We start from the raw sequence: 2,433 nt of genomic DNA, 5'->3' as shown, positions 1-2,433 counted from the left end.
TGCCCATTTCTCCATTTTTTTGCTTACCTCCACCTTAATTCCTTCTTTCAAAACTATACCTATCAATCGTTTCCCCTTTTTTTAAGTTTCTTCTCTTTTTGTTAAGAAAGATCCGACTAATGGATAGCTTATCAAGGGGGGACTAAGGGGGGATCTGAGGCAAAATCTATCTTCAATTTAATTATAACTACTTGCTTAAGTTAAGCTGAATCTCTGCTCATCCCTTTACTGTTGCCAGAGTTCCTATCCTAACCAAGAAGTTAATTTTGTCCCATTACTTATCTACTGGCGACAATTTCCACTTCGGGTAAGATTTCTAAAGATAAACGAGTTCTGACAGTGCCGGAAAGACGTTTAAGCAGTTGTGGGCGTAAATCGCGCAGAATATAGATTAATTCGTCTCCGGTGCGCCATTCTTCCCCTTCTGTTACTACCTGTAGGGAATTATCACGACGCAATAGTAGGGGCAGCAGTTCGCCATTTTCGATTAATTTAGTTAATCTGGTCTGTTGTTCGCTCAAATCATTGCCTTTAAAGATAGTTTTACCCAATTTAATCTGATTATCGTCTAAATACTGATTCCATTCCTTGACCGAAAAACTAGGGAGAAAAACCTGATTAACCTTATTTTTATCTGGGTTAGGGGTTCCCGCAAAGGCAGCCAAAACCCGGGGAGGATGAAATTCCTCGCCGGCTCTTTGGGCTAAAACCAGATTAACCTCGCTATTGTTAGTCAAAACCAGAAAAGTCCCCATGGATTCGATGCCTGCTTCTTGCAGTATTTTTGTATCAAGTCCGCTACTCTGCAGCACCGTCAAACCGTCTTCTTCTGCTTGTTCACAGGCCCTGGCATCCGTATCGATTAAAACCACGTTTTCTCCTTGTTCTTGGAATAAACAACCGATTAAGCGACCTAGGGGATTACAACCGACGATTACTGCCCCTGTTGCCGCAGAAGAAGTGATTTTTAGCCCTTTTGCCACCCACCGCGCCGTTAATCCCTGAATAAAAACGGTCATTAAAATTGTTAAAAAGACTAAAGCTTTGATCGCTTCACCGCCATTAATACCGGCACGGGTGAGTAAAATAGCAAATAAAGAAGCTACAGAAGCCGAAACGATTCCCCTAGGGGCAACCCAAGCGATAAATAGCTTATGTCGCCAATTTAGGTCACTTTTTAGGGTACACAAGGCCACACTCAGGGGACGCACCACCAGCATCAAGACTAACACCGTCAGGACGCTGCCCCAACCCAAAGCGATGACACTGGCGATCGAAAGATCCGCCGCTAGTAAAATAAACAGTACCGACACGCAAAGAGTCGTCAATTGACCCTTAAAACGTCTTAATAACCGTTCATCGGGAACAGCCGCCGCTTTTAGCACAATTCCCGCCATTACCACCGCCATTAACCCCGATTCACTGCGGCTAAATTGCGATAAACCAAATAACCCCCAGACTCCCGCTAAAACCACGAGATTCTTTAGCTCAAAAGTCAAAAAATTGCAAGTTTTTATAATAAAACTTAACAATCCGCCTCCAGCAATGCCGATCGCCGCCCCGATGCCTAAACGCAGGGTTAAACCAGTGATAATTTCCATGGGGCGGGAATGACTATCAATAATCGTATTTAGCACCACTACGGCTAAAATTGCGCCCACAGGGTCGATTAATACCCCTTCTCCTTCCAAAAGCGTCGCCACCCGTCGATCTACGGCTACTTGCTTCAGCAAAGGCCCGATCACCGTCGGACCAGTTACCACCACTAAAGAAGCGTAAAGAAATGCGATCGGCCAGGGAAATTCCCCCAACCAGTGGGCTGCCATACCGCCACCGATGAGAGTGATGGAAGTACCGAGGGTGACAAGATTGCGTAAACTGCCAGAAACTCGCCCTAATTCCCGTCCGCTTAAGCTTAAACCGCCTTCAAATAGGATAATCGCCACAGAGAGAGCAACAAGGACTTCTAAGCCAATTCCCAGACTTTGGGGCTGTAAAATTTCCCAACCATCGGACCCTAAAGCAATCCCAAAAATGAGCAGGAAGACAATACTGGGAACTTTCAGGTATTCGGCGATGACTTGGGCTGTAATCCCCGCCACCACAGTGATGACAATTTGCAGGGTAAGGGCGAAAGATGGATCCATGTTTAGCGATCGGTTATCGGCTATCGAGGCGGGGTTATGGTTGGGGTTTAATCATTCTAATTTTGACTCTCCCCCGCTAACCGCTCGCGCGGTGTAGCGGGAGATTCTCGGTTCATAGGTTTTTAACTAGATCGACCTGGTTTAACCGGTCGATCCCCGTCAGATCGCCTCCGCAAGCGTTTTCTAACACGGTCAGTCCGACCGCGTTTTTTCCTCGGTTCTCGATTACCTTCGCTGATGCCGTATCTCTCGGTTCAATGTGGCCGCAAGAATCACACCGGTGAAC

The 2,433-nt window shown here is 46.2% G+C and carries 1 protein-coding gene; it reads right to left on the bottom strand.

All coding sequences use genetic code 11. The features are described 5' to 3' along the window. Positions 1-278: 278 nt before the first annotated feature. Positions 279-2,147, bottom strand: a complete 1,869-nt coding sequence (locus O9290_RS14480; RefSeq protein ID WP_288055141.1) for a cation:proton antiporter — start codon at positions 2,145-2,147, stop codon at positions 279-281. Between the last annotated feature and the right edge of the window lie 286 nt (positions 2,148-2,433).

Source organism: Microcystis sp. LE19-41.2A (assembly GCF_027530405.1).
Lineage (GTDB): Bacteria > Cyanobacteriota > Cyanobacteriia > Cyanobacteriales > Microcystaceae > Microcystis > Microcystis aeruginosa.
Note: the sequence above shows the minus strand (reverse complement) of the source record. Positions and strands in the feature narration are given on the sequence as shown.